At 65.0% G+C, this 24,438-nt stretch carries 24 protein-coding genes and 1 tRNA gene; 15 read left to right on the top strand and 10 right to left on the bottom strand.

The window, feature by feature from the left end; translation table 11 throughout:
* Positions 1–207 precede the first annotated feature (207 nt).
* The 10 genes from ruvB (at position 208) to queC (ending at position 8,530) form a co-directional block, all read left to right on the top strand.
* Positions 208–1,248 (top strand): Holliday junction branch migration DNA helicase RuvB, encoded by a 1,041-nt coding sequence (ruvB, locus tag ACVOJ1_RS18620; protein WP_065174760.1) that lies wholly within the window; start codon positions 208–210, stop codon positions 1,246–1,248.
* A complete protein-coding gene (gene ybgC / locus ACVOJ1_RS18615) occupies positions 1,238–1,669 on the top strand; it encodes a tol-pal system-associated acyl-CoA thioesterase (RefSeq protein WP_053520250.1) in 432 nt (143 codons plus the stop codon). Before ruvB ends, ybgC begins: the two co-directional genes overlap by 11 nt.
* Before the next feature lie 10 nt (positions 1,670–1,679).
* Positions 1,680–2,459, top strand: coding sequence for a protein TolQ (gene tolQ, locus ACVOJ1_RS18610; RefSeq protein WP_053520249.1), 780 nt, complete (start codon positions 1,680–1,682; stop codon positions 2,457–2,459).
* Positions 2,460–2,483: 24 nt separating this feature from the next.
* Positions 2,484–2,912, top strand: a complete 429-nt coding sequence (gene tolR / locus ACVOJ1_RS18605) for a protein TolR (RefSeq protein WP_053520248.1) — start codon at positions 2,484–2,486, stop codon at positions 2,910–2,912.
* The gene (tolA, locus tag ACVOJ1_RS18600) at positions 2,902–3,954 is read left to right on the top strand and encodes a cell envelope integrity protein TolA (RefSeq protein ID WP_053520247.1); all 1,053 of its coding nucleotides are present in this window, start codon (positions 2,902–2,904) and stop codon (positions 3,952–3,954) included. Before tolR ends, tolA begins: the two co-directional genes overlap by 11 nt.
* 181 nt (positions 3,955–4,135) lie before the next feature.
* On the top strand, positions 4,136–5,455 hold the full coding sequence (gene tolB / locus ACVOJ1_RS18595) for a Tol-Pal system beta propeller repeat protein TolB (RefSeq protein WP_053520246.1): 1,320 nt from the start codon (positions 4,136–4,138) through the stop codon (positions 5,453–5,455).
* A gap of 64 nt (positions 5,456–5,519) precedes the next feature.
* On the top strand, positions 5,520–6,038 hold the full coding sequence (gene pal / locus ACVOJ1_RS18590; RefSeq protein ID WP_005418510.1) for a peptidoglycan-associated lipoprotein Pal: 519 nt from the start codon (positions 5,520–5,522) through the stop codon (positions 6,036–6,038).
* A gap of 3 nt (positions 6,039–6,041) precedes the next feature.
* Complete coding sequence (ybgF, locus tag ACVOJ1_RS18585; RefSeq protein ID WP_346480758.1) at positions 6,042–6,857, top strand: tol-pal system protein YbgF; 816 nt, start codon at positions 6,042–6,044, stop codon at positions 6,855–6,857.
* A 229-nt stretch (positions 6,858–7,086) separates the two neighbouring features.
* Positions 7,087–7,788: a 7-carboxy-7-deazaguanine synthase QueE gene (gene queE, locus ACVOJ1_RS18580; protein ID WP_053520244.1), complete on the top strand. Its 702-nt coding sequence runs from the start codon at positions 7,087–7,089 to the stop codon at positions 7,786–7,788.
* A 76-nt stretch (positions 7,789–7,864) separates the two neighbouring features.
* Positions 7,865–8,530: a 7-cyano-7-deazaguanine synthase QueC gene (gene queC, locus ACVOJ1_RS18575; protein ID WP_053520243.1), complete on the top strand. Its 666-nt coding sequence runs from the start codon at positions 7,865–7,867 to the stop codon at positions 8,528–8,530.
* Positions 8,531–8,651: 121 nt separating this feature from the next.
* On the opposite strand, the gene ACVOJ1_RS18570 is transcribed toward queC, so the two are convergent.
* Positions 8,652–9,608 (bottom strand): DUF2268 domain-containing putative Zn-dependent protease, encoded by a 957-nt coding sequence (locus tag ACVOJ1_RS18570; RefSeq protein WP_346480757.1) that lies wholly within the window; start codon positions 9,606–9,608, stop codon positions 8,652–8,654.
* A 175-nt stretch (positions 9,609–9,783) separates the two neighbouring features.
* Between ACVOJ1_RS18570 and ACVOJ1_RS18565 the strand changes: the two genes are divergently transcribed.
* Both ACVOJ1_RS18565 and ACVOJ1_RS18560 read left to right on the top strand, forming a co-directional pair.
* Positions 9,784–9,859 (top strand) — tRNA-Lys (locus ACVOJ1_RS18565).
* Positions 9,860–10,045: 186 nt separating this feature from the next.
* Positions 10,046–12,628: an SIR2 family protein gene (locus ACVOJ1_RS18560; RefSeq protein ID WP_346480756.1), complete on the top strand. Its 2,583-nt coding sequence runs from the start codon at positions 10,046–10,048 to the stop codon at positions 12,626–12,628.
* A 473-nt stretch (positions 12,629–13,101) separates the two neighbouring features.
* On the opposite strand, the gene ACVOJ1_RS18555 is transcribed toward ACVOJ1_RS18560, so the two are convergent.
* Both ACVOJ1_RS18555 and ACVOJ1_RS18550 read right to left on the bottom strand, forming a co-directional pair.
* Complete coding sequence (locus ACVOJ1_RS18555; RefSeq protein ID WP_428992937.1) at positions 13,102–13,419, bottom strand: hypothetical protein; 318 nt, start codon at positions 13,417–13,419, stop codon at positions 13,102–13,104.
* An 86-nt stretch (positions 13,420–13,505) separates the two neighbouring features.
* Positions 13,506–13,862 (bottom strand): hypothetical protein, encoded by a 357-nt coding sequence (locus tag ACVOJ1_RS18550; protein WP_111186738.1) that lies wholly within the window; start codon positions 13,860–13,862, stop codon positions 13,506–13,508.
* Positions 13,863–14,573: 711 nt separating this feature from the next.
* Between ACVOJ1_RS18550 and ACVOJ1_RS18545 the strand changes: the two genes are divergently transcribed.
* On the top strand, positions 14,574–15,425 hold the full coding sequence (locus ACVOJ1_RS18545; RefSeq protein WP_346480755.1) for an alpha/beta hydrolase: 852 nt from the start codon (positions 14,574–14,576) through the stop codon (positions 15,423–15,425).
* Between the two features lie 82 nt (positions 15,426–15,507).
* On the top strand, positions 15,508–16,446 hold the full coding sequence (locus tag ACVOJ1_RS18540; RefSeq protein WP_346480754.1) for an alpha/beta hydrolase: 939 nt from the start codon (positions 15,508–15,510) through the stop codon (positions 16,444–16,446).
* A 37-nt stretch (positions 16,447–16,483) separates the two neighbouring features.
* Here the strand turns inward: ACVOJ1_RS18540 and ACVOJ1_RS18535 are convergent, their stop codons facing one another.
* Both ACVOJ1_RS18535 and ACVOJ1_RS18530 read right to left on the bottom strand, forming a co-directional pair.
* Positions 16,484–16,906, bottom strand: coding sequence for a response regulator (locus tag ACVOJ1_RS18535; protein ID WP_065174769.1), 423 nt, complete (start codon positions 16,904–16,906; stop codon positions 16,484–16,486).
* A gap of 92 nt (positions 16,907–16,998) precedes the next feature.
* A complete protein-coding gene (locus tag ACVOJ1_RS18530; RefSeq protein WP_262218563.1) occupies positions 16,999–17,760 on the bottom strand; it encodes a CPBP family glutamic-type intramembrane protease in 762 nt (253 codons plus the stop codon).
* Between the two features lie 150 nt (positions 17,761–17,910).
* Between ACVOJ1_RS18530 and ACVOJ1_RS18525 the strand changes: the two genes are divergently transcribed.
* Positions 17,911–18,228, top strand: coding sequence for a TFIIB-type zinc ribbon-containing protein (locus ACVOJ1_RS18525; RefSeq protein WP_053520162.1), 318 nt, complete (start codon positions 17,911–17,913; stop codon positions 18,226–18,228).
* 33 nt (positions 18,229–18,261) lie between these two features.
* Here the strand turns inward: ACVOJ1_RS18525 and ACVOJ1_RS18520 are convergent, their stop codons facing one another.
* The 5 genes from ACVOJ1_RS18520 to recQ form a co-directional block, all read right to left on the bottom strand.
* A complete protein-coding gene (locus ACVOJ1_RS18520; protein WP_164153086.1) occupies positions 18,262–18,774 on the bottom strand; it encodes a GNAT family N-acetyltransferase in 513 nt (170 codons plus the stop codon).
* 81 nt (positions 18,775–18,855) lie between these two features.
* Positions 18,856–19,860, bottom strand: coding sequence for a copper resistance protein B (locus ACVOJ1_RS18515; protein WP_111186733.1), 1,005 nt, complete (start codon positions 19,858–19,860; stop codon positions 18,856–18,858).
* Positions 19,857–21,665: a copper resistance system multicopper oxidase gene (locus ACVOJ1_RS18510; protein ID WP_053520159.1), complete on the bottom strand. Its 1,809-nt coding sequence runs from the start codon at positions 21,663–21,665 to the stop codon at positions 19,857–19,859. Before ACVOJ1_RS18510 ends, ACVOJ1_RS18515 begins: the two co-directional genes overlap by 4 nt.
* 74 nt (positions 21,666–21,739) lie before the next feature.
* Positions 21,740–22,120, bottom strand: a complete 381-nt coding sequence (locus ACVOJ1_RS18505; RefSeq protein ID WP_111186732.1) for a CopL family metal-binding regulatory protein — start codon at positions 22,118–22,120, stop codon at positions 21,740–21,742.
* Between the two features lie 151 nt (positions 22,121–22,271).
* Positions 22,272–24,074, bottom strand: coding sequence for a DNA helicase RecQ (gene recQ / locus ACVOJ1_RS18500; protein ID WP_053520157.1), 1,803 nt, complete (start codon positions 24,072–24,074; stop codon positions 22,272–22,274).
* Between the last annotated feature and the right edge of the window lie 364 nt (positions 24,075–24,438).

The raw sequence follows: 24,438 nt of genomic DNA, 5'->3' as shown, positions 1-24,438 counted from the left end.
CGGTTGCGGGGGCGTGAGCCGCATGGATGCGGCGACCGAGCTTACATGGACGTACTTGCAGCGTCCCCCGCAACCGGACCCACCCCGCCATTCCCCAGGAAGCCCGCTTCGGCTGTTGCTGTTGAGGTTGCCGGCCAGCGGCCGGCACTACCGCGGGCGCCGGGCGCAGCCCGGCCGAAACCCGCGCTTTTGCCGCATAATCAGCACATGACCGACGACCGCATCATCGGCGCCGGCGCCACCCGCGAGGATGACGCCGCCGACGCCAGCATCCGCCCCAAGCGACTGGCCGATTACCTGGGCCAGGCGCCGGTGCGCGAGCAGCTGGAGATCTACATCGAAGCGGCCAAGGCCCGCGGCGACGCGCTCGACCATGTGCTGATCTTCGGTCCGCCGGGGCTGGGCAAGACCACGCTCAGCCACGTCATCGCCAACGAGCTGGGGGTGGCGCTGCGGGTGACGTCCGGCCCGGTGATCGAAAAGGCCGGTGATCTGGCCGCCCTGTTGACCAACCTGCAGCCACACGACGTACTGTTCGTGGACGAGATCCACCGCCTGTCGCCGGTGGTCGAGGAAGTGCTGTACCCGGCGATGGAGGATTTCCAGATCGACATCATGATCGGCGAGGGCCCTGCGGCCCGCTCGATCAAGATCGACCTGCCACCGTTCACGCTGATCGGGGCCACCACCCGCGCCGGCCTGCTGACCGCGCCGCTGCGCGACCGCTTCGGCATCGTCCAGCGGCTGGAGTTCTACAGTGTCGAGGAGTTGACCCGGATCGTACGCCGCTCGGCCACCATCCTGGGCATCGACTGCACCGCCGATGGCGCAGGGGAGATCGCGCGCCGTGCGCGTGGCACCCCGCGCATCGCCAACCGCCTGCTGCGGCGGGTGCGCGACTACGCCCAGGTGAAGGCGGGTGGCCATATCGACGTGGCGGTCGCCCAGGCGGCCATGCAGATGCTCAAGGTCGACCCGGAGGGTTTCGACGAGCTCGACCGGCGCCTGCTCAGGACCCTGGTGGACTACTTCGACGGCGGCCCGGTCGGCATCGAATCGCTGGCCGCCGCGCTGTCCGAAGAGCGCGGCACGCTGGAAGACGTGGTCGAACCCTACCTGATCCAGCAGGGCTTCCTGGTGCGCACCGCGCGCGGCCGCATGGCCACCCACAAGGCGTACCGGCACATGGGCCTGAAGCCGAAGAACCCGCCGCAGGACCTGTTCGCGGAGGTTCCCGATGTCGGTTGAGCCACTATTCAGTTGGCCGACACGCATTTACTGGGAAGATACGGACGCAGGCGGGGTGGTCTACCACGCCCGCTACGTGGCCTTCATGGAACGGGCCCGGACCGAATGGATGCGCGCGCTGGGCTATGGCCAGGAGCGCATGCGCAGTGAGCACGGCATGGTCTTCGCGGTACGTGCCATGCAGATGGACTTCATCCGGCCGGCGCGGCTGGATGACCTCCTGCAGGTGAGTGCCACGCTGGTCCAGCTGAAGAAGGCCAGCATGGTCTTCGATCAGCGGATCGAGCGCGACGGCGAACTGCTGCTGTCGGCGCAGGTCCGCATCGCCGCACTGGACGCGGCCAGTTTCCGCCCGCGTGGCATGGACGACGCCGTCCTTGCCGTGCTGCAACCCTACCTCCACCCCGAATCCGAACACTGAGGAACAACGGATGATCGCAACGCTCCTGGCCCTGCAGGCCACGGTCACCGAGGCACTGCCGGCTGACGTCAGCAACGCCGCGACCCAGACCCTTGCCCAGGCCACCACCGGCGGCGGCATCAACTACCTCGAACTGATGGCCAAGGCCAGCCTGCCGGTGAAGATCATCGTGCTGCTGCTGCTGGTCGGCTCGTTCGTCAGCTGGGTGATCATTTTCCGCAAGGCCCGCGTGTTCAAGCAGGCCACCCGCGAGGCGGACGAGTTCGAGAACCGCTTCTGGTCCGGCGCCGACCTGGGCAAGCTGTACAGCTCGGCCACCGACCGCAGCCGCAACGTGGGCGGCCTGGAGGCGATCTTCGAGGCGGGCTTCCGCGAGTTCACCCGCCTGCGCGACAAGCGCCGGCTGGATGGCCGTGCGCAGCTGGAAGGCGCGCAACGTGCGATGCGCACCACCTACACCCGCGAAGTCGACCAGCTCGAGCGCAATCTGGAACTGCTGGCCAACATCGGCTCGACCGCGCCTTACGTGGGCCTGGTCGGCACCGTGTTCGGCATCATGGTGACCATGCACGACATGATCAGCAGCGGCGCCCAGGCCGGCATCGCCTCGGTCGCCCCGGGCATCTCCGAAGCGCTGTTCGCCACCGCCATCGGCCTGTTCGTGGCGATCCCGGCGGTGTGGGCCTACAACCGCTTCACCACCCGTGTGGAGCGCATGTCGGTCCGTTTCGAGACCTTCGCCGACGAGTTCAGCTCCATCCTGCAGCGCCAGAGCGCTGGCGACGAGTAAGCGCCTGACCCGGGAGTCCAAGCCATGTCCGCTGCCATCGGTCGCCGCAAGCGCCGCAAGCTGAAATCGGAAATCAACGTCGTTCCCTATATCGACGTCATGCTGGTGCTGCTGATCATCTTCATGGTCACCGCGCCGCTGCTCACCCTGAGTTTTGACGTGGACCTGCCGAACTCCAATGCCAAGGCGCTGGAGAGCAAGCAGGATCCGGTGATCGTTTCGGTGCGCCAGGACGGCCAGCTGAGCCTGAAGCTGCCCGACGCCAAGGAGCCCACGGCCGTGTCTGCCGAGGAGCTGGAAGGGCGCCTGGCCGGCATCGCCGCACAGGACAAGGGCCTGCGCGTGATCGTCGCCGCCGACCGTGCCGTGGCCTATGAGAAGGTCATCGCGGCGATGGACGTGATCAAGCGCGCGAAAGTGGACAAGGTAGGCCTGGCCACCGATGCACGCTGAGACCCTGCCGCCTCCGCGACAGCAGGAACCGGGCTGGGGCCTGCCCCTGGCGCTGGCCGTGCTGGTGCACCTGCTGGTCGCGCTGGTGTTCATCCTGGCGTGGCTGTGGTCGCCCACGCGCAATACCGATGCCGCTGCCGGTGATCCCTCGGTCGAGGCCAGCCTGGCGCTGTCCGCGTCGGAGGCGGCCGCTGCGCGCCAGGCCCTGCGCCAGTCGGAGAAGCTGGAAGATCTGCCGCCGCCGGTTGCCGAGCCGATTCCGGTGCCCGAGGACACCATTCCACCGCCGCAGCCGATTCCCGAGCCACGTCCGCAGGATGCTCCCACGCCGCAGCAGCAACAGGCGCAGGAGCGTGTCGCCCAGCCCGATACGCAGGACCAGGAGGCGGTGAGCGCACTGGCCATCTCGCAGGAGAAGGCCCGGCAGGAACAGGAAGCCAAGCGCCGCCAGGAGCAGATCGACCTGACCGAGCGCAAGCGCCAGGAAGAAGCCGAGCAGAAGCTGCGCCTGGCCAAGCAGCAGGAAGAAGACGCCAAGAAGAAGCGTGCCGAGCAGGAGCGGCAGGCCGCCGACCAGGCCGAGGCCGAACGGCAGAAGAAGATCGCCGAGATCCGTGCCAGGCGCGAACAGGCGGAGAAGGAAGCCAAGCTGGCCGAGCAGAAGCTGCGCCAGGTCGCCGCCGCACGCAACGCCGCCGGCAGCGCGCCGGCCGGCAACACCGGCGCGGCACAGCCGGCCGCTGGGGGCGGTGGCAACAGCGATGATCTGTCGGCGAAGTACGCTGCCGCGATCCAGGCCAAGGTTCGCAGCGCCTGGACGCGTCCAGACAGTGTGCCGCTGGGCCAGCGCTGCCAGATCACCATCACCCAGATTCCGGGGGGGCAGGTGCTTCAGGCCAAGGTGGGCGCCAACTGCCCCTATGACGAAGCCGGCAGGCGTTCGATCGAGGCCGCAGTGCTCAATGCGCAGCCGTTGCCCTATCGCGGATTCGAATCGGTGTTTGCGCGCACGCTCAACCTGACCTTCACCGCGCAGGATTGATCGGCCGCGCGGGCCGGCCTGCGGGTCGCCCCGTCGCGCGGCAGCCGACCGATACGTTAATGGGGCGTGAGAGGACGGGCTGGAACTGACCCGGAATTCACGTACCCTTGGTTCATGATTGCGAAGCGGTTCACCGCCGCTTTGCTATCCCTCGTTCCGGTTTCCCCCTATTGAGCGCTCCATGAAGAAGATGCCTCGTTGGCTTGCCGTGTTTGCGGCCCTGTTGCTGCCCTTCGCTGCCGTCGCGCAGCAGAGGGGACTGGATATCGACATCATCGGTGGCAACGCGTCCGCGCTGCCGATCACCATCGTGCCGATGCCCTACCAGGGCTCGTCGGCCGCACCTCAGACCGATGTCGCCGGTGTGGTCCGCGCCGACCTGGAACGTTCGGGCCAGTTCCGCACCCTGCCCGAAGCGCAGATCGTGGAAAAGCCTGTCCGTGGCGGCGAGATCCAGTTCGCCACCTGGCGCGCGCTGAAGCAGAACTACATCGTGGTCGGCCGCGTGCTGGACGCCGGTGCCGGTGCCTACCGTGTCGAATACGAACTGTTCGACGTGCCGAAGGGCGAGCGCCTGCTCGGCCTGGCGATGACCGCCCGCGGCAATGCCATGCGCGACGTCGCCCACCAGATGGCCGATGCCATCTACGAGAAGATCACTGGTGTCCGGGGTGCCTTCTGGACGCGCATCGCCTACGTGACCGCCAGCGGCAAGGGCGACGCCATGCGCTATGCGCTGATGGTGGCCGACTCCGATGGCTACAACCCGCAGACCATCGTGCGTTCGGCCGAGCCGCTGCTGTCGCCGTCGTGGAGCCCGGATGGTGGCAAGCTGGCCTACGTCAGCTTCGAGCGCGGCAACTCGGCCATCTACATCCAGAACATCGCCACCGGTGCCCGTGAGCTGGTCACCAGCTTCCGCGGCATCAACAGCGCGCCTGCGTTCTCGCCGGACGGCCGCAAGCTGGCCCTGACCCTGTCGCGCTCCGGCAACCCGGAAATCTACGTGATGGACCTGGGCAGCAAGCAGCTGACCCAGCTGACCAACCACTTCGCCATCGATACCGAGCCGACCTGGGCACCGGACGGCAGCGCGGTGTACTTCACCTCCGACCGCGGCGGCCGTCCGCAGGTCTACAAGGTCGGTGCCGGCGGCGGCAGCGCCGAGCGCGTGACCTTCCAGGGCAACTACAACGCCAAGCCTTCGGTGTCCTATGACGGCAAGAAGATCGCCGTGGCCCAGGGCTCGGGCAACAGCTACAAGATCGCGATGATGGACAGCTCGCTGGGCTCGCCGCGCTGGAGCACCCTGTCCCCGGGTTCGCTGGATGAATCGCCGAGCTTTGCGCCCAACGCAAGCATGGTGCTGTACGCCGCCCGCGAAGGTGGCCGTGGTGTGTTGTATGCCGTTTCGGCCGATGCGCGGGTTCGCCAGCGCCTGGTTCTGGCCGATGGTGATGTGCGCGAGCCGGCATGGTCCCCATACCGTACCCAGCGCTAAAAGAGTGTTAATATTTTCGCTGTCTTGAACCCCTCATCGGCCTAGGAGCCACAAAGGTATCGCCATGAACAAGTCCACCCGTGTTCTGCTTGTTTCCCTGCTGTCTGTGGCCGTCCTGGCCGGTTGCTCGAAGAAGGTGAAGGAAGAGCCGGCAGCCCCGGTCGACACCGGCACCTCGACCACCACCCCGACCGGTCCGTCGACCTCCGGCCTGTACGGCCCGGGCGACCTGGATACCGATGCCTGCCTGCGCCAGCGCGTTGTCTACTTCGACCTGGACAAGGAAGACGTGAAGCCGGAATTCCAGGCCATCATGGCTTGCCACGCCAAGTACCTGCGTGACCGCCCGTCCTCGCGCATCACCCTGCAGGGCCACACCGACGAGCGTGGTTCGCGCGCGTACAACCAGGCCCTGGGCGAGCGTCGTGGCAACGGCGTCAGCTCGGCGCTGCAGGCCAACGGTGGCTCGGCTTCGCAGCTGACCGTCGTGTCCTACGGTGAAGAGCGTCCGGTCTGCACCGAGTCGAACGAGTCCTGCTGGTCGCAGAACCGTCGCGTCGAAATCGTCTACACCGCGCAGTAATCCATGCGCATTGGCATCAAACTGATGCTGGTCGTTGCGGCAGCCCTCGTGGCGGCCCCACCGGCGCATGCACAGCGACAGAGTCTGGCCGATCGTGTCGGCGCGCTCGAGCAGCAGATGTACAACAACAGTGCCAACCAGGACCTGTTGAACCAGATCAACCAGCTGCGGCAGCAGGTGACCAGCCTGCAGGCCTCGATCGAGCAGTTGCAGCACGACAACGCCCAGCTCAAGCAGTCCGCCCAGGATCAGTACCTGGACCTGGACAGCCGCCTGAACCGGTTGGAAGGGAGCAATGCCCCGGTCCTGCCCCCCGTTCCGGCGAACGCGCCGCAGGCCGCACCGGCCCCGGCCAAACCGGCAGCGGCGGCCACTTCCGAGCGGCCGCCGTCCATCCATGGCGATCCCGGCAGTCTGGCCGCCACGGGCGACGAGCGCACCGCCTACAACGTCGCCTTCGATTCGCTCAAGGCCGGCAAGTACGATGATTCGGCGCAGCTGTTCCTGAGCTTCCTGCAGTTGTATCCGAACGGCGTGTACGCGCCGAATGCGCTGTACTGGCTGGGCGAGAGCTACTACGCCACCCGCAATTTCCCGATGGCCGAGACCCAGTTCCGCGAGCTGCTCTCACGCTATCCGACCCATGACAAGGCCGCGGGCGGCCTGCTCAAGGTCGGCCTCTCGCAGTATGGCGAGGGCAAGGTCGATCAGGCCCAGCAGACGCTGGAGACCGTCGTGGCGCAGTACCCCGGCTCGGACGCCGCGCGCACCGCGCAGGACCGCCTGCAGTCGATCCGCCTGGGCCAGCAGATCCGCTGACCGGGCGTACAATACGTGTCCCGTAGCGCCGAGCTCATGCTCGGCTGCTTTCGTTTCCGGATCGGCCAACCCGCCCGGATCCGGTAGCGCCGGGCCATGCCCGGCGGCTCGCATCACCGGCTGGGCCATGCCCGTCCGGTTGCTGTTGTAGAGCCGAGCCATGCTCTGCTGCTTTCGTTACCGGCCACGGTAGCCCACCCGCCACGTGTCCCACAAAGAAGTTCCCGCCATGACCGCCGTTACCCCGTCCAACGCCGTCGCCACCCCCAGCGACATCGTGCAGTCGCCCCTGCCGCGGCTGAAGATCACCGAGATCTTCACCTCGCTGCAGGGCGAAGCCGATACCGCCGGCTGGCCGACCGTGTTCGTGCGCCTGACCGGCTGCCCGCTGCGCTGCCAGTACTGCGACACCGCGTACGCCTTCCACGGCGGCACCTGGTGGGATATCGACGACATCGTGGCCGAAGTGCTGGCCCAGGGCGTGCGTCACGTCTGCGTGACCGGCGGCGAGCCGCTGGCGCAGAAGCGCTGCCTGGTGCTGCTGCAGAAGCTGTGTGACGCCGGCCTGGACGTCTCGCTGGAAACGTCCGGTGCGCTGGACGTCAGCGCGGTGGACCCGCGCGTATCACGCGTGGTCGACATCAAGACCCCTGGTTCGGCCGAGGTGGCGCGCAACCGCTGGGAGAACCTGCCGCTGCTGACCGCACGCGACCAGATCAAGTTCGTCATCTGCAGCCGCGAGGACTACGACTGGGCCAAGGCCCTGCTGGCCGAGCACGAGCTGGTGAAGCGTTGCACGGTGTTCTTCTCGCCCAGCAAGGGGGAGATCACCGCGCGCCAGCTGGCCGACTGGATTGTTGAAGACCGGCTTCCGGTACGCTTCCAGATGCAGCTGCACAAGATTCTGTGGAACGATGAGCCGGGCCGCTGAGGCCGCCCTTGTTTCCTGATGCAACTCCGGCGCGGGACAGCGTGCTGGCTTTCCTCCCCCAACCGGAAGATTTTCCATGAAGAAGGCAGTCGTGCTTCTCTCCGGCGGCATGGATTCAGCCGCCGTCATCGCCATGGCCCAGGAACAGGGTTTTGCCGTGCATGCCCTGAGCGTGCGCTATGGCCAGCGCCACACCTCCGAACTGGACGCCGCCGCGCGTGTGGCCAAGGCCCAGGGCGTGGTTGCGCACAAGACCGTGGACGTGGACCTGCGCAGCATCGGTGGATCGGCACTGACCGATGACATCGACGTGCCCGAGGCCGGCGGTGCCGGCATTCCGGTCACCTACGTGCCCGCACGCAACACCATCATGCTGTCGCTGGCCCTGGGCTGGGCCGAAGTGCTGGGCGCCAACGACATCTTCTGTGGCGTCAATGCCGTGGATTACTCCGGCTACCCGGACTGCCGCCCCGAATTCATCGCCGCCTTCCAGACCCTGGCCAACCTGGCGACGAAGTCCGGCGTGGAAGGCGCGGGCATCAAGGTGCACGCGCCGCTGCAGTTCCTGAGCAAGGGCCAGATCGTCAGCGAGGGCGTGCGCCTGGGCGTGGACTTCGGCCTGACCGTGTCCTGCTACAACGCCGATGCCAACGGTGCCGCGTGCGGCCACTGCGATGCCTGCCGCCTGCGTGCACAGGGCTTCGCCGACGCCGGCGTGGCCGACCCGACGCTGTACGCCTGAGGTGATGGGGGCTGATGCCCCAATGGTGGGTGCCAATCTTGGTTGGCACTGAGCGCCGGTCAGGCCTGACTCTGGTGGGTGCCAACCTTGGTTGGCACTGTGCGCCGGGCATGGCCCGGCGCTACCGCTGCTGCAACCAACCCGAAGCTTCGATGAAGGCCCGCACCCCCTTGGGATCGGCGTAGTCCAGCTCGATCATCCGCGCGATCCCCGCCTTCTCATCGGCCTGCCGGCGCATGTACTCCTGCGCGATGCGATAGCCGGCGTAGTAGCCCACGTCGCTCACGCCGAACGGATTGCGGGCACTGTTGTACAGCCAGTTGTCCAGGTCATCGCCGTCCATCTCGGCGATGAAACGGGTGCGTATCTCCGCTTCGTGCAACGGGCCGTAGGCATAGAGCGGCAGGGCGGGGCGCTTGCCGCTGATGCGCTCGGCGATGTACTCGGCCACACCCTCGCGTACCGCGTACTGCGCCAGATTGCCGGTGGTCTCGCGTTGCTGGGTGTGCACATACTCATGCAGGTTGTTCTGCGCGTTGTTCGCGCCGGGGCGGCTGTCATAGAAGATGCGCAGGCGGCTGCGCATCGGCTCCGGCAGTTCGCTGACATCCACGCGCGCGTCGCCCAGTGCCATCTCTGCACCGATCAGCACCTGGTCGCCCAGCGTGGTGCCGCCGGTACGCAGCACGCCCACCGCATAGGTGATCGTGGCCGGGCGCAGGGCGGGATAGAGCATGCGGAAGGCCATGAGATCCTGTTCCAGCGTCGCGCTGGCACTGCGGGCGTTGGCTGTCAGTGGCCTTACCGAGTTCCAGAAGCGCGGCCACGCGCGCATGGCCTCGGCATACTCGCGCGCGGTGTAATTGCGGACCTGCATCAGCGCATGCAGGCCGGGACTGCCCGGGTCGACGTAGCGCTGCTGCACGAGCGCTACGCGGCGGTCGGCATCGGCTTCGGTGCGGACGGCATCGTAGGTCGCCCAGAAGCGGGCGATGTCGTCGCTACGCACCGGGGACGGCGCTGCCAGCGCGGCGCCGGGCAACAGCAGTGCGGCGATCAGGGGCAGGCAGCGGCGCATCCAGGCTCTCCAGTGGGGATCAGGGATGGGATGCGCGGTGCGGGCGGAAGGTTTAAGCCGGTTCAAGCCGGCAGCCCGGGCGCTTGATTGCCCGGGCTGCGGGTATGGGGTTTCGCGTCGCGTGGCAAAGTAGGGTAGAATGCCCACCCCCGCCACGCGGCTGGGGCAGTGCACCGGGCCGTTAGCTCAGTCGGTAGAGCAGAAGACTTTTAATCTTTTGGTCGTAGGTTCGAATCCTACACGGCCCACCATTGCACTCAGAGACCTGAAGCGCCCGAATGGCGCTTTTTTCATCGCCTCCGTAGTTGTCTCCGTAATCCGCCCCCCCCCCCCACCTGCAATCGCCTTCCGGCGCGGGGCGCGTGCATACTCTGCATGCGGCCTTCACTCCAATGGTTGGGCGTGAGGGGTGGCAAAATTACACAGGGGGAGTAGTGATGGACCATGATCCACTCAAGCAGCTTTCAGCCAAACGGCGTACATACGCTGATCTGAGCCGATTCATCTCTTCACGCACCTCAGAGGTGCCCAATTACACGTTCCTTCTCGGAGCTGGTTGCTCAGTTTCTTCTGGCGTTCGGAGCGCCGGAGCGCTTGTGGAGGAATGGCGACGCGAAGTTTTTGAACGTCTCTATCCAGGCGAGGCTTACGAAGTTGACGCTGCTAAAGAAAGATTGAGCAAGCACGAAGGTGTTTGGTACAACGCAAATCGCGAATACTCTGCGCTTTTCGAAAAGAATTTCGATCTGCCCCGTCAGAGGCGCATGTTCGTGGAAAAAGAGGTCGCTGGAAAAGTACCCAATCTTGGCTACGCCTATTTGATTAGGTTGGTTGATGACGGGTACATCAATACGATGTTTACGACGAACTTTGATGATCTCATAACTGAGTCTTTCTTCCAGTTCTCGCAGAGTCGCCCAATGATGTGCGCTCATGACTCTGCCATCTCAAGTGTGTCAGTAACCTCAACGCGCCCCAAGATTATTAAGCTGCACGGTGATTACCTTTTCGATGATATAAAGTCTACCGTGAGAGAGACGGAATCGCTTGAGGAAAATACTCGGAAGAAATTTGTGGAATTTGGGAGGGACTTTGGTCTGGTTGTGGTCGGGTACAGTGGCTGTGATCGATCAATCATGGATGTTCTTCAATATCTCCTTAGAAGTGAAGATCATTTCAAGCATGGTATATATTGGTGTATTCGCAGGGGTGAGGCGCCAAGTGATGAGCTAATCAAGTTGCTTTGGCGTGATCGCGTCTATTTCGTCGAGATTGACGGATTTGATGAGCTGATGGCGCAGCTTCATAATGACTTGATTGGCAATAGTTTGCCTATTGACACTGGGATAGTTAATGATAAGCCCCGTACCATCATTAAGGGCTTCTGCGAGAATACTTATCTCAGAAGCTCTAGCTCTGAGGTGATCAAGAGAGATCTTGAAATCCTTGAGCGACAGAACTCGCGGGAAGAGTTGTTCAGCACGTTTCGCGATATAAAAAGGTTTCCTCAGGAATCAGATGATGACGAGCTGAGTGATCGTGAGACGGTCGCGATGATTGAGATTCGTCGACTCATAGATTCGAACTCATTTTCAGAGGCTCGTGAAAGGATTCGCTCCGAACTCGAAAAGCAGCCTGGGGCTCGCGCACGTGAGCGCTTCTATGATTTGCTCGTTCGGACTGAGGAGTTTGCGGGAGATGTTAAGGCGGCAATTAGGGTTTTGGACGATCTAATCGCTCTTGATCCTCTTGATCCGGATAATTACATCCGGAAGACGCATCTCCTGCACGATCACGATGAGCGGATGATTGCAGTTAATTCTTGTCTTGAATTCGCTCCAAACAGCTTCAAAGTGCACAATGCGGCGTTGGCGGCTCTTCTGGATGCAAGGCGTGCTGCCCTAGGCTTCGATAGTAACGCCCTCAGCGAGAAGATTGAGTATCACTTCCAGGCCAGCATACGGTGCAATCCGGGGCTCAATAACTGGGCTTGGGACATGCTTGGGAAGCATTTCTATAAGGAGATTATGCCTAAGGAGGATTTCCGGAGGAGGATGGATGAGATCTCTTCTCGATGCTCATCGATGGACTCAGCGTCATTGAGGGCGTTGCGGGCGCGCCTCAATAGGCTTTCTAGGTACAAAGAGGATAGAGGCTCTAGCGAAGCCGACTCCTTACTGCTGGACATAGCTGCAGCTACTAAGCAGAAGCCGAAGTACATGCGGGCCGAATATGTTTGGCTGGAAATGGATGCGATGTCGGCGCTAGATAGGACAGCTGATCTTTCCAAGAAAGTAAGTGAAATAAATCTGGATTCGGAGCTCTCGAACCGTAGAGACTTCCTTGTCAGGAAGGCCAGCCACCTGTTGGAGGCTAGTGGTGATCTTTCGGGTGCTGTGACTGCGATGAAAGCCGCGCTTAAGGCTGAGAAGTCTCCGGATGATGCACTTCATCTTTCCCGGTACTTTGTTTACCAGAAGGACTCGTCTGGAATCTCTGAGATCATTCGTGAGTACGGCAAATCGTTTTATCCGATACATCGTCATCTTCTGAGTCGAAACGAGTCATTGGCGCGTGGTAATGTTGAGGGTGCGCTTGCGCAGTTGCGTGCAATGAATACGCTTCGAATCATTGGCGTTGATCAATCGAATGAGGAAATTCACGATTTGCTTTTGTTGAAGAAGTACAAGGAAGCTGAGCAAATTGCGAAAGCGGCTTTGGAGCAGGTTGGCTGGAGCGTTGGACATCCGGAGCTGCTGATTAATTACGAGTTGGCACGAGTGAGACAGGATGAGTCCCCCAAGAAGGCTAAACTGCAAGAGGTTATCGAAAAGTCGGGAAACGAAGCTGCCGCCGCGTGTGCGCATTATCTGATGGGCAATGCGGATAAGTGCAAAGAGCTTCTTAAGGCTGAGCTGAGGCGGAATAGAGAGAATCGACATATCTACGAGAATTGGGCGATATTCTCGGACGCAAAAGGCCGGGGTGTTCTTGAGGCGATAGTTAATTCAGCGAACTGACGTGTGGACCCACCCGGATTCCGACGAGTCCGGGTGGGGTTCACTTGTTGCGGCTAATTCGCCCGCTTCCCAGATGGACTGACTTTTGGCGCACTGTCGTCGTAGTTCTTCATCATTCACTTACCCCGAGGACGTCCAGATGATCCACCGGAGGATGTTCGAGTAACCAGCCTCGGCTCAATCTGCCTGCGGACAATCGAGATATCTCCCCCAGAGGTGATGGGCGCATGTCCGGGAGACCGTGCCTTGACCCACGCCAGAATGGACGCGGCCTCGACGGAGCCTGCTGGCCAGGTCGTCCGCGATTCCACGGTGGTACGCGCCTTTGCGGGGGCGGCGTCTGCACCGACCAGTGCCGGGCCGACAGACACACTCGTCAACAACGCGATGCCGAAAGCAAGCGACGTCATCTGCATGGGAATTCCTTTCCTTGGACAGCGATCAATGGGTGCGTTCCCCACCTCCTGTGGAGGCTACTTCGCCGTCGCAGCCTTGGCCTCTGCTGCTGCGCGTTCCGCCGCCACGGTGGCAGCCACATTCGCAGCGCGGGCGGCGGCGTTCGCGGCCCGCTCCGCCGTGGCACGATCTGCATCGAACTGCGCCTGCCGTTGGACGCTGTATCTGCGCTCCAGTTCCACCGATGCAGCGAAGCTGTCGGGATGTTTCGCGGCGCAGGCCTGCTGCACCAGTTGCACCGCACGGTCGGACAGCCCGGGCTGGAGGTTAGCGAGCAGGCAGTCGCCATACGGAGCGGATGCGGTTGGGCCTGCGGCCAGTGCGACGACGATCATTGCATTCAACATGCGTACCTCCTTGTAGGTTTGAACATGACGATGGACCGGTCCGGCCCGAGTATGGACCGCTTTGCGGCAGCGGGCTACTCGGCCCGCACATCCCGGCACACCAGTTCCGCCAGGCTGCGGCAAGCGAAGAACAGCCCTTCCACCACCCCGGCGTCCAGATGCCGGTCCGGCGTGGCCATTTCCCGGCAGCGGTCGGCGGCGTGCAGCATTTCCGCCACGGTCAGCATGCCGATGGCAGCCCGTTCCACCCGCGACAGGGCAACCCCACGCCCCGGGGAAACGTCGGCCTCAGGCCAGGGCAGACCATCGGCACCTTCACCCGCGCGGATGCGTTTCAGGCAGCCCAGGAAGGTGCTCAGTTCGGGCGATGGGTTGTCATCGTCATCGTTGACGCTGGCGGTATCTGAAGCATACGGCGGACGCTGGTTCATGTCGGCTTCCTCGGCGCTGGGGTGGGAATGCCACCGCGCAGGACGGGTGGCAGGCGATGCGTGGCTGCAAGCCGGAATGACATCACGCAGTAACCGGCGGGTCCGAAAACCCCCACGCACCGCCCGCCATAACGGCCGACGGATCACCCGCCGGCACCATCCAAAGACAGCGTCGGCCGGTGAGCGCAAACAACAGCGTGAATGTCATTACGGGCTTGCAGGCCCGGTGCCACCCGTTGTCGGTGGCGCTGCATGGTGTTTACGCACGCGCTTGGATTTCAATGAGGATTCTCCGAAGAGAAATGCGGAACCAAGGCGCGCGACGATGGTGGCGCAGGCGCATCTGATGCGGCAAGCGACAGTACGCGACGTGTTGATGCTTACGCCCGGTTTATCGCGTTGGAAGTTGTCGAGAACAGCGGGTGGCGGCGACCATGCCGTGATGTGTCGCGTGGAAAATGGGCGTGACTTTCGCCTGCAGCGGTGGCAAGGCCTGCGAGTCGTACCCTCGAAAATCGGTGCATTTGCGACGACCGAGATGTTGGCGTCCGCGCCAGAGCGATGTGTTGTAGAGCCGAGCCATGCTCGGCTGCAGTTCGCGTCAGGGCCAAGCCGAGCGTGGGCTCGGCTCTACAGTGATCCATCCACGCTTGGCGTGGATCTACAGCGACCTCGCGCTATGCTCGGCCTCTTTCCCAGGACGGGTTCCCCATGCGCCCCATCGTGCTGTCGCTGTTGTTGTCTGCCGTCTCCCCCGCGCCACTGATGGCCGCCGAACCCGCGCCGTCCGCTCAGACAACGCCGGCCGCGCCGCTCGTCATCGGCGAGACCTTCACCGTGCAATCGAAGGCGCTGGGCGAGACCCGCCGCATCAATGTCTACCGCCCGCAGCCGTGGGGGCTGGACCCGAACACGCCGCTGCCGGTGCTCTACATGCCCGACGGCGGCATCGGCGAGGATTTCCTGCATGTGGCGGGGCTGGTGCAGGTGCTGACCGGTAACGGCAGCATGCGCCCGTTCCTGCTGGTCGGCATCGAGAACACCGAGCGCCGCCGCGACATGACCGGCCCCAGCAAGGACCCGCAGGACCAGAAGATCGCGCCGCGCATCGGCGGTTCGGCGGCCTACCGCACCTTCCTGCGCGATGAACTGATGCCGCAGGTGCGCCAGCGCTATCCGACCACCGACGAGCGTGCGTTGATCGGCGAGTCGCTGGCCGGCCTGTTCGTGGTCGAGACGTTGCTACAGGAACCGTCGCTGTTCAACAGCTACATCGCGCTCGATCCCAGCCTGTGGTGGAACCGGGGCACGATGCTGGCGGGTGCTGCCAAGCAGCTGCCGGCAGTGATGCGCGCAAAGCCACGCGTATTCCTGGCCAGCAGTGGGCAACCGGAACTGGCCAGTTCCGCGGCGCAGTTGGCCACGCTGCTGCAACAGCCGTCGCCGTCGCCGCTGGTGAAGTACCTGCCGCTGCCGGAAGAAACCCACGCCACGATCTATCACCCGGCCGCATTGCAGGCACTGCGCACGCTGTTCCCGGCGCCGCCAGCGGCTTCGCCCTGACCGCACTGGCACCGGCGTGCACCGCATGCAAGGATGCGGCAGCGGCGCCATCCGGTGCGCCGCCCGTAACGGGAGCGTGTGGATGCAGCGTGTGCGTGGATGGAGTGTGGCGGCCTGTCTGGCCGTAAGTGGCTGTGCGATGTCGGTGGCGCCACCGGCGGCGCAGAGTGAGGCAAAGCAAAGCGCGTCTACCGTCGCGCCGGGTGTGGTGCTGCCGGATACCGAGGCGCTGCGCGTGCACGATCCGGTCGGCCGCGATTACCCGGTGTGGGTGGCGTTGCCGGCCGACTACGCCGCACATCCGGAAAAGCGCTATCCGGTCCTGTACGTGACCGACGCGCTGTACAGCTTCCCGCTGGTACGCAGCGTGCGACACATGGTGGGGCAGCAGGGCGTCAACATCGAAAACTTCATCCTGGTGGGGCTGCCGCCGCAGGAGGGGCTGACCTCCAGGCAGAGCCGCTCGCGCGACTACACGCCCAGCGACCCGGCACGTACCGATCCGCGGGACTACAGTGATGACGTCAGCTACGGCGGTGCCGCGCACTATCGCGACTTTCTTGCCGAGCAGGTGCTGCCGATGATCGATACGCGCTACCGCACCGATCCGGCGCGGCGCGCCTATGCAGGCCATTCCTATGGTGGCCTGTTCGGTGCCTATGTGCTGACCACGCGCCCGGACATGTTCCGTAGCTACATCCTGTCCAGTCCGTCGCTGTGGTTCGATGATCATCGCGTGCCGCGCATGCAGGCGGAGGCCAAGGCGCCGACGGAGCCGACCACGGTGGTGCTGTCGGTAGGCAGCTTTGAAACGGTCAAGCCCGAGCCGCGTTATTTCACCCGCAACGACATGCTGCGCGACAACGCCGAGTTCGCCGAGCAGCTGCGCAGCAGCGGGCGTTCGTTGAAGGTGGAGAACATGGTGATTGATGACGAGGACCACTTCACGGTCTACCCGGACGTGATCACGCGCGCGCTGCTGAGGGTGTTTCCGGGCACCGGGCCGTACAGCAGCGGTTGACGGCGGAGGTCATCCACGCAGGGCGTGGATGGATGATTCACGCCGCCTGTGCATCCGGCCCGGTCAATACGCCCACATCCGCGTGGCGGAAGCACAGGCGGATCGCATCGAGCAACTCGCTCATGTTGTACGGCTTGGGCAGGAAATGGATGCCGTCGCGCAACTGCGGCAGGACGGCGTGCTGGTCCATGCCCGATGTCACCAGGATCGGCAGCTGGGGATGCAGGCCGCGGACCCGGTTGGCGGCTTCGATGCCGCTGATCGGGCCCAGATTGACGTCGGTGAACAGCAGGTCGAACCGCTCGCCGGCGGCCAGCAGGCCCAGTGCCGCTTCGGCAGAGCTCACCCCCACAACGTGGCAGGCCTGGCTTTCCAGCGCCATGCGGCTCAGTTCGCGGGTCTCCTCCGCGTCCTCGATCAGCAGGACGCGCGGTTCAACGTGGCGCTTGGACAGCAACATGACGCGACAACTCCGGACAGCGGCGGTGAAAAGGCGCGCAAGTATGCGCAATCCGGTAGTGATCCCGGCGTGCACGGCAAGCCACGTGGATGTTACAGACGGCGGCGCCGGCGCATGTCCCAGGCCAGGATCGCGACCGCCAGCAGAGCCGTGCCGATGCGCAGGCTGGTGGCCTGCCAACCCAGCGCCACGGCGTCGTCCAGGCTGAACACGTTCCAGGCCAGGTTCATCGACACATGCAGCACCAGGCCGCACCACAGGGTGTTGCCATCCAGGCGGTCCAGCCAGGCGAAGACGAAGCCGCCCAAGGCGATCACCGTACCGACGAACAGCGCCACCCCGCCGCCATCGAAACCGCCGAATCCAAGCCAGTGCACCATGCCGAACAACAGGGCCTGCGGCAGTGCGAGCAAGGGCCACGGGCCGCGCACGATCTTCACCAGCAGAATGAAGCCCAGGCCGCGGAACAGAATCTCTTCGGCCAGCGGGAACAGAACGGCCAGCATCGTCGCATCGAGGGCGGTCAGCGCCGTGTTGGGTCGGCCGAGCACGGCCAGACCCACCCAGCAGGGCAGGCTGGCGAGCAGCACCCATAGCGGTCCGCGCATCCCGTTGCCGCGCAGGCCGAGGCTTTCGGCCAACCCCATGTGGCGCGGACGCAGCAGCAGGGCCAGCAGCACGGCCACCAGCACCGCCAGGGCGTTGTCGAGCAGGCTGCCGCCATAGGGGATTGGCAGGCCGGGGATGGGCCGTCCCAGCGCCGCCGCGATGTCGCGTACGTTCAGCCCCAGGCCCGTTCCCAGCAGGACCAGCAGGATCCGGGCGGCAGTCGGCAGGCGGGACAGGACACTCATCAGCGCATTCCATGCGGGACCAGACCGCAGTGTGCGAGGCGGCGCGATGCAGGGCACGCGCCGGAAGTCCCCCTGCCATCGGTCATGCGTTGCCGGACAGTCATCGCAGAGCAGGTAGAGTCCAGAGCAGACCTGACAGGAGCAATGCCGATGCTGTGCCCCGTGTGCAAGACCCAGACCCTGCAGATGGCCGAGCGCCATGGCATCGAGATCGACTACTGCCCGAATTGCCGCGGCGTGTGGCTGGATCGTGGCGAACTGGACAAGATCATCGAGCGCGCCAATGCTGGTGCGGCGGTGCCGCCACCGCCGCCAGCACAGGCACAACCGGCGGCAGTGCCACCGCCGGTGATGCACCGCGATACCCGCCACCTTGGCCAGCGTCACGACGAAAACCGTGGCCAGCACGGTTACGGCTACAAGAAAAAGAAGAAGGAAAGCTTCCTGTCCGACCTGTTCGATTTCTGACAGGCCCACGGGGCAGCGGCGATCCCGGGGGCGTCAGGTCCGGCGCAGGATGAACTCGCGGTCGCGGCTGTCGCCGACGATGAAGTCGTATTCGCCGGCCTTGCTGCAACCGTAGCGCGCGTAGAAGCGCTGTGCGCCGAGGTTCTCCTCCCAGACGCCGACCCACAGGGTGCGGCGCTGCGGCGTATCCAGCCAATGCAGGAACGCCTCCATCAGGCGCGCCCCGTGGCCGCCGTTCTGGTACGCCGCCAGCACATACAGGCGCTTGAGTTCGATGTCGCCGTCGCGGGCGTCGACATGCGGCAGGGTGTTGGCTCCTGCGGCGAGATAGCCAACCACCGTATCGCCATCGAGCAGCAGCCAGACCGCGCTGCGTGGATCGGACAGCTCGATGCGCTGCGGCTGCGTGCTGTAGTGCGCGTGCAGGAACGCATGCAGATCCTGCGGCGGATAGGAGTCGCCCCAGGTTTCGGTGTACGTGGCGATGGCGATCGCTGAGAGCGCTTCAGCGTCGGCGAAGGTGGCGCGGCGGATCTGCAAGGCCATGATGCAAGCTGCGAAAGAACGTGCCGCAGTGTAGCCGGCCCCGGTCTGAACCGGGGCCGGCTGCTGCACGCATTGTGCCGACTAGAACCACATGCGCACGCCCGCTACCCAGCGCGTGTCGCGCGCGTGGTCGCCGGCATAGTCGGCGGTATCGCCGAAACTGCGCTCATGGGTGATACCGATGTAAGGCGCGAAGCGGCGGCTGAACTCGTAGCGCAGGCGCAGTCCGGCCTCGACCTTGTTCAGGCCGCGCCCGATGCCGTACTCCGGTTCGTCCTTGCTGGCCACGGTGGCCTCCACCAGCGGCTGCAGGATCAGCCGGTTGGTCAGCAGCACGTCGTACTCCACTTCGGCCTTGGCCAGCAGCTGTCCGCCGGAGCCGGCATAGAGCGTGGCCGAACTCTCGAACTTGTACGGCGCCAGGCCCTGGATGCCGATGGCCGCCCAGGTTCGGGAATCGGCGGGGCGGAAGTCCTGGCGGACACCCACCAGCACATCCCACCAGGGCGACACGCTGCGCCCGTACAGTGCTTCCACCGCCGAGGATTCGGTGCGGCCCTCACTGCGCTCGCCATCGGTGCGCAGCCACAGGCGGTTGATGTTGCCGCCGATCCAGCCGGTGGCCTCCCAGGCCTGGCCGTTGCTGTTTTTGCCGTCCCAATGCTCCAGGCGGTCGATCAGCAGCAGGCTGTTGATCTCCGGCGCATGCTCCATCGCGCCATGGGCGATGGGCGGGAACGCGGCGGCACGATCGGCGTCGGTGGGCACTGGAATCGGCTCGCGCGGCTCGGTCGGCGCGGACGTGCCGTGACCCATCGCCGCGTGATCCATCTGCGAGTGATCCATCGTCGAATGATCCATCTTCGAGTGATCCATCTTCGAGTGATCCATCTTCGAGTGATCCATCGTCGAATGATCCATCTTCGAGTGATCAACCGCGTCTTCGGCAGTGGGCTGCTTGGTCTTCGGCGCCGGTGCCGGTGCGGGTGTGGGCATGTCATGGCCCGCGTGCGACTGTGCGAAAGCAGGCAGTGCGACGGTCAGGGCCATTGCCAGCAGGCTGGGGGAGAAAAGGGAGCGCTTCATTCTTCGATCCTCACTTCGCGCATCATCCCCGCTTCCATGTGGTAGAGCAGGTGGCAGTGATAGGCCCAGCGGCCGAGCGCATCGGCGCGCACGCGGTAGCTGCGGCGGGTGCCCGGCGGCATGTCCACCGTGTGCTTGCGCAGCTGGAAGTTGCCCTGCGCGTCCTCCACATCGCTCCAGACGCCATGCAGGTGGATCGGATGCTGCATCATCGTGTCGTTGACCAGCACGATGCGCATGCGCTCGCCGTAGTTCAGCCGCAGTGGCTCGGCGCTGGCGAATGGAATGCCGTCGAACGACCAGGAGAACTTCTCCATGTGGCCGGTCAGGTGCAGCTCGATCTCACGGCTGGGCTCGCGGCCATCGGGGTCCTCGAACAGGCTGCGCATCGCGCCGTAGGTCAGCACCTGGCGGCCGTTGTCGCGCAGGCCGATGCCGGGATCGTCCAGCTTGGGATCGGTGGCCGAGCTCTGCATGTCCACCAGCGGATTGTTGCGTTCGCTGGCCGGGTGCTGCGGTGCCTTGCCGGTGGTCGTCGCACCGCCATGCGCGCCGTGCCCCATGCTGGCGCCGCAGCCGCCTTCCATGCCTTTCATCGCGGCCATGTCATGACCGCCGTGACCGCCGCCCATGTCGTGACCCATATCGCTCATCGTCAGCAGCGGGCGCGGGTCGCGGGCGGGAACCGGCGCCTGCAGGCCGTGGCGCACGGCCAGGGTGCCGGCCGCGTAGCCGGTGCGGCCCATGTCCTGGCAGAAGATGGTGAACGCATCCTGCCCGCTGGGTTCGACCAGCACGTCGTAGGTCTCGGCGGGGGCGATGCGGAACTCATCGATGCTGACCGGATGGATGTACTGGCCATCGGCAGCGACCACGGTCATCTTCAGGCCGGGAATGCGCACGTCGAAGTAGGTCATCGAGGCGCCGTTGATGAAGCGCAGCAGCACCTTCTCGCCAGTGCGGAACAGCCCGGTCCAGTTGCCGGCCGGCGCGGTGCCGTTCATCAGGTAGGTGTACGTATGCGCGTTGATGTCGGAGATGTCGGTGGGTGTCATCCGCATCCGTCCCCACATGCCGCGGTCGGACAGCGCCGCAGACCAGCCATCGCGGCGCACATCGCGCACGAAGTCGGGCAGGGTGCGCTTGTAGTAGTTGTCGTGCTCGGCGAGCTTCTTCATGCGCCGGAACAGTGCACCCGGGTCCATGTCGGTCCAGTCCGACAGCATGATCACGTGCTCGCGGTCGTGCCGGTACGGGGCCGGCTCGGCCGGGTCGATGATCAGTGCGCCATACAGGCCGGCCTGCTCCTGGAACATCGAATGGCTGTGATACCAGTACGTGCCCGACTGCTTGAGCTGGAAGTGGTAGTGGTAGGTCTCGCCGGGACCGATGCCGTTGAAGCTCAGGCCCGGGACGCCGTCCATGTTGGCCGGCAGCAGGATGCCGTGCCAGTGGATCGAGGTCGGGTGGCGGTCCAGCGTATTGCGTACGAACAGATCCACGGTCTGGCCCTCGCGCCAGCGCAGGATCGGTGCCGGCAGTGAGCCGTTGACGGTGATCGCCGGCCGGGTGCGACCGGTGAAGTTGGCCAGCGATTCGCCGATGGCCAGTTCCAGGCGGGTATCGGTCAGCACGGCGGGTGCGCCGGCCAGGCGCGGGGCGGCACTGGCCGCAGCGAGCGCGCGCTGCGGGACGCCGACCGAGGCGATGCCGGCAACCACGCCGCCAGCGGCGAGACCCTGAACGAACAGGCGGCGCGACGGCATGGGCAGGGCGCCCGGGCCGGGGGGAATGCGGGTATTCATGGTGGTGACTCCAGACACGGTAGGACGCCGGCAGCGGGCCGGCTTGAGTGCGCGTGGCGCACGACGCGTGTGGATCAGGCGATGGGAGGGCGGGAAAGTGGCGGCAACGGCGGCGCCGGGCGGCCGTTGGCCGGCATCGGCTGCGGTGTCAGCGACAGGCCGGGACCGGCCATGAAGGGCAGCGCCTGCACCGCCAGCAGGGGATGCTGGGCACAGCTGCGCAGGCAGTCCTTGATCTGGCAATGCGCATCGTGGGCCGCCGGTTGGGCCTGCGGCGCCTCGTTGGCGGACATGGCGGCGTGGTGATGGCAGTCGGCGTCGCCCGCCATCGTCGCCATCATCACGTGGGCCATGCGGCCCATCTCCTCATGACCGCTGGCCATGGCCGCGTTCAGCCCGTTGAGCAACAGGCTGAGCATGAGCACGACGCGGAGCAGGGTCGAGGCCAGGGACATGGCGCTAATCTAGCCGCAAGCGGGCCCGGATGCACTTCCGGCTGAATGGCCGGTTCAAGATTGGAGCGGCACCAATGTAGAGCCGAGCCCGCGCTTGGCTGCTTCTGCGGCAACAGCCGAGCGTGGGCTCGGCTCTACAGGAGGCCCGGCGCTACCCCTCTTCGCGCACGATTTCCACCAGGCGCGGACCATAGCGGCTCAGCTTGGTGCCACCGATGCCGCCGACCCGGGCCAGCTCGTCCAGGCTGGTGGGGCGCTGTTCGGCGATGTTGCGCAGGGTACTGTCGTGGAAGATCACGAAGGCCGGCACGTTCTGCTCGCGGGCCAGTTCGGCACGCAGGCCGCGCAGGGCATTGAACAGGGCCAGATCCTGCGGGGGGACCGACAGGCCGGTGCGCTGCGCGCTGCGTTCGCGGCCGGCGCTGGTCGCAGCCTCGCGGCGCATGTTCACCGTGCGGCGGCCCTTCAGTACGTCGCGGCTGGCATCGGTCAGGCGCAGGCCGCCGTGGCCTTCGCTGTCCACTTCGAGCAGGCTGGCGGCCACCAGCTGGCGGAACACGCTGCGCCAGGTCCTTGCATCCAGGTCGCGGCCGATGGCGTAGGTGCTGAGCTGGTCATGACCTTGCTGGCGCACCTTCTCGTTCTCGCTGCCGCGCAGGATGTCGATCAGGTGGCCGACGCCGTAGCGCTGGCCGCTGCGGTAGACGCAGCTCAGTGCCTTCTGCGCGGGAACCGTCGCGTCCCATGCCGCTGGCGGGGTCAGGCAGTTGTCGCAGTTGCCGCAGGGGCGGGGATAGGTTTCCCCGAAGCCGGCCAGCAGCACCTGGCGGCGGCATTGCATGGATTCGCAATAGCCGAGCAGGTGGTCGAGCTTGGACCGCTCCAGCTGCTTGCGTTCCTCGCCGGCTTCGGACTGCTCGATCATCTGCTTGAGCAGCACGACGTCGCCCAGGCCGTAGCACAGCCATGCTTCGGCCGCTTCGCCATCGCGGCCGGCGCGGCCGGTTTCCTGGTAGTAGCCTTCCATCGACTTGGGCAGGTCGGTATGCGCAACGAAGCGCACGTCCGGCTTGTCGATGCCCATGCCGAAGGCGATGGTGGCGCACATGACGATACCGTCCTCGCGCAGGAAGCGGCGCTGATTGTCCGCGCGGACGTCGGCGGGCAGGCCGGCGTGGTAGGGCAGGGCGTTGAAGCCCTGTCCGCGCAGGTACTCGGCGGTTTCCTCGACCTTGCGCCGCGACATGCAGTAGACGATGCCCGCCTCGCCGCGATGGCCGCGCAGGAAATCGGTCAGCTGCTTGCGTGCGTTGTCCTTCTGCACCACGGTGTAGCGGATGTTGGGGCGGTCGAAGGAACTGACGAAATGGCGGGCATCCTGCAGGTCCAGGCGCTCGGCGATCTCGCGCTGGGTCGGCGGATCGGCGGTGGCTGTCAGGGCAATCCGGGGAATCTGCGGCCAGCGCTCGTGCAGCACCGTCAGCTGGCGGTACTCGGGGCGGAAGTCATGGCCCCATTGCGACACGCAATGGGCTTCGTCGATCGCGAACAGGGCGATCCGGCTGCGCGAGAGCAGGGACAGGAAGCGACCCGTCAGCAGGCGCTCGGGTGCGACATAGAGCATGTCCAGCTCACCGGCCAGCAGTTCGCGTTCGACGCGGCCGGCAGTGTCCGCGTCCAGCGTCGAGTTCAGGTATTCGGCGCGCACGCCCAGCTGGCGCAGGGCTTCGACCTGGTCCTGCATCAGTGCGATCAGCGGTGAGATGACAATGCCGCACCCGTCGCGCAGCAGGGCGGGCACCTGGTAGCACAGCGACTTGCCACCGCCGGTGGGCATCAACACCAGTGCGTCGTGACCGGCAGCCACGTGCTCCACGATGTCCTGCTGCGGACCACGGAAATCGTCGTAACCAAAGACGCGGTTGAGCAGGTCGTGCGCGGGACGGGAAGCCATCGCGCTAGTTTACCCCGGAGGGAGGGGTAGGGGTTCGGCAGGGCTGCGCCTTGCACCTGCTGCAAGCCAGTGCAACGTCAAAGGCAACAGCCGGCTCTGGGCTGATCCGCGGTCTGGTGGGGCGGTGTCGGAGTGCGGGGACGCCGCAAGTACGTCCGTGTAGGCTTGGCAGCCGCATCCATGCGGCTGACACCCCGCACTCCGACACCGCCCCACCTTTGACAGTTTCCCGGTGACGGTGGGGCCATCCACGCCCTGCGTGGATGAAATCTGTCAGATATCGACAAACAGAATGGGGTCGGCACCCGTTTGCGGGGGGAAACCGCTAACACCCCCAGGCAAGTACAGACACCGCGCGGAGCAA

The organism is Stenotrophomonas sp. STEN225 (assembly GCF_056756445.1).
Note: the sequence above shows the minus strand (reverse complement) of the source record. Positions and strands in the feature narration are given on the sequence as shown.